The sequence below is a fragment of the Congregibacter sp. genome (genome assembly GCF_965660375.1).
Classification (GTDB): Bacteria; Pseudomonadota; Gammaproteobacteria; order Pseudomonadales; family Halieaceae; genus Congregibacter.
The window spans coordinates 1-2,568 of record NZ_CBFHZO010000092.1 but is presented as its reverse complement, the minus strand read 5'-3'; the positions used below and the strand labels follow the sequence as shown (position 1 = coordinate 2,568).

Below are 2,568 nucleotides of genomic sequence, written 5' to 3'. Positions count from 1 at the left end.
CGCCCGGGCCGGCACCAATGAGATAGACCTCGCCCACGGTGGGTGCCTGATGGTTGTCGAGGAGCTCCGCCAGGGCCTGCTCGGCAGCCTGCCAACGGTTGCTCAGAATCAGCTGGGCTATGCGGCCGTTGATAATCTGCTCCCAGATCCGCCGGCGATCGTTTTCACTGTCGCCGGTTTCACGGATACGATCGCGGTGAAGCTTTGCAAAACGGGCGATGTCCGCAGTAGCTGCCGGAAGCATGGCCTCGATACGGCTGCGCACCGAGCGGGCCAGCACCGGACTGGCGCCACTGCTACTGATAGCGACCGTCAGCGGTGACCGGTCAACGATGGCGGGAAAAATAAAGCTGCAGAGACCCGGTGAATCCACCACATTGACCGGTATGCCCCGGATCGTCGCCTCGCGGTGCACCGCCTCGTTCACTTGTCGATCAGGGGTGGCAGCAATCACCATGATGGCGGTGGCCAGATCCCCTTCAACATACTCCCGGGCATGCCAGGTGAGACTCTGTTCTTCAGCAAGAGCTTTAAACTGCGAATCCTGCTCTGGCGCAATGACCGTCAGCTGCGCGCCGGCGCCGAGCAGAAAGCGTGCCTTACGAGCCGCCACGACCCCTGCCCCCACCAGCACCACGGGTTGATCCCGCAGGCGCAGGTTGATGGGGAGGAAATCCATAGGGGTTCAGGCGCTCGCGATTTCCGTCTGCCCACCCATGTAGGACTGCAGCGCCTCAGGAATGGCAATGCTGCCGTCTTCGCGCTGATAGTTCTCCATCACGGCGACGAGGGTTCTTCCCACCGCCAGGGCGGAACCGTTCAGGGTGTGGAGCAACTCCGGCTTGCCTGTTTCCGGGTTTCTCCACCGCGCCTGCATGCGTCGGGCCTGATAGTCGCCAAAGAGACTGCAGGAGGAAATTTCCCGGTATTTCTCCTGCCCCGGGAGCCAGACCTCCAGGTCATAGGTTTTGCGCGCGGAGAAACCCATATCGCCGCCGCAGAGCAGCACTTTCCGATAGGGAAGCTCCAGGCGCTGCAGCACAGCTTCTGCCTGGGCAGTGAGTTCCTCCAGAGCCTCTTCGGATTGTGCCGGTCGGGTGAGATATACCAGCTCAACTTTCTCAAACTGATGCTGGCGGATCATGCCCCGGGTATCGCGACCATAGCTCCCCGCTTCACTGCGAAAACAGGGGCTGTGACAGGCAAAACGAACCCCCGCCCCGCCAAGCTCTGCGTCTTCAAAGATGCGATCCCTGGCAATGTTGGTAACGGGGACCTCAGCTGTGGGAATCAGGTAATAGCCCTGATCACCCTCTAGACGAAACAGGTCCTCGGCAAATTTGGGAAGCTGCCCGGTCCCGCGCAGCGAATCGCTGTTCACAATATAGGGAACGTTCAGCTCCGTGCACTGGTACTCGCGGGTGTGTAAATCCAGCATGAATTGAATCAGTGCTCGGTGCAGCTGTGCCAGAGGGCCGCTCATAACGGTAAACCGCGAGCCGGTGATCTTGCCGCCCATCTCGCTGTCCAGACCGCCCAGGGCCTCACCAAGATCGACGTGATCCTTCACCGCAAAGTCAAAACTCGGAAGGTCGCCCCACTGATTTACGACAGCGTTGTCCGCTTCATCTGTGCCGGCAGGGACGTCGGCGTCGGGCAGATTCGGTACGCTGTGAAGAAAGGTCTCTATCTCGGACTGCACGGTCCGCGCTTCCGCCTCAGCCTGATTCAACTGAGCAGCGATTCCCTTGAGTGTTTCGTCGACGGAAGCCTTGGCTTCATCCACGCTCATGCCGCTGCCCACCAGCTGGCCTATTTTCTTGCTGGCGCTTTTGCGCTCCGCCTGCAGCTGCTGGCTCGTAACATCTGCGTTTTTACGGCGGGCATCCAGCGCCTCAAAGGCCGCATTGTCGAAAACGAAGCCTCGCTTGCGTAATGCGGTAGCAACCCGCTCGGGGTCTTTTCTGATTTCTTTGATATCAAGCATGGTTCTGCCTAGATCCTGTGTATGCAACTCATCCGAGCAAGCTGCGGGTAAAATAAATCCCCAGGGCGGCTGCCGCGATGCAAGACGCCACGCTGGTCAACGCGTAGCCCGCTGCCATAGCAGGCTGTCCCTGAAGCCAAAGCTCTACCGTTTCCAGCGAGAAGGTGGAAAACGTGGTGAACGCGCCCAGAAAACCCACCATCAGAACGCTGCGCCAGTCGGGGTGCAATGCCGCGCGTTCGAGGAGCACAAAAACCACACCGATACACAGAGAACCACCCACATTAATCAGCAGCGTGCCCAAGGGCCAGGCGTGACTCCACAGTCTGTGCACGTGAACTGACAGCCCGTAGCGAGCCAGGGCACCGCAGGCGCCACCAAGCGCTATAAAAAACAGCTGCTGCATTGTCGTCGCTATTGTTGTTGCCCGCGGAAAAGCGCGGATTGTAAAGGGTTTGGGGGGTTCCGTTAAGCGCCGGCGCCAAACGCAGTCCCTAGGGATAACGCCGACGGCTGGCCAGACGATCTCTTATACGCAGATCATGGAGGCGCCCTTTGATACGTCCTTCCAGGCCCCTGTC

The 2,568-nt window shown here is 59.7% G+C and carries 3 protein-coding genes; all 3 read right to left on the bottom strand.

Annotation, left to right across the window (positions count from 1 at the left end; translation table 11 throughout):
• Window positions 1-679 (bottom strand): precorrin-2 dehydrogenase/sirohydrochlorin ferrochelatase family protein (locus ACTG3T_RS08885; RefSeq protein WP_439101912.1); only part of this gene is annotated, 679 nt, incomplete at its 3' end.
• A 6-nt stretch (window positions 680-685) separates the two neighbouring features.
• Window positions 686-1,987 (bottom strand): serine--tRNA ligase, encoded by a 1,302-nt coding sequence (gene serS / locus ACTG3T_RS08880; protein WP_439101911.1) that lies wholly within the window; start codon window positions 1,985-1,987, stop codon window positions 686-688.
• 28 nt (window positions 1,988-2,015) lie between these two features.
• On the bottom strand, window positions 2,016-2,393 hold the full coding sequence (crcB, locus tag ACTG3T_RS08875; protein ID WP_439101910.1) for a fluoride efflux transporter CrcB: 378 nt from the start codon (window positions 2,391-2,393) through the stop codon (window positions 2,016-2,018).
• Window positions 2,394-2,568 lie beyond the last annotated feature (175 nt).

Bases quoted from the DNA above. Each gene is read 5' to 3' on its own strand.
- serS (WP_439101911.1), bottom strand. From the start codon at position 1,987: ATGCTTGATATCAAAGAAATCAGAAAAGACCCCGAGCGGGTTGCTACC.
- crcB (WP_439101910.1), bottom strand. From the start codon at position 2,393: ATGCAGCAGCTGTTTTTTATAGCGCTTGGTGGCGCCTGCGGTGCCCTG.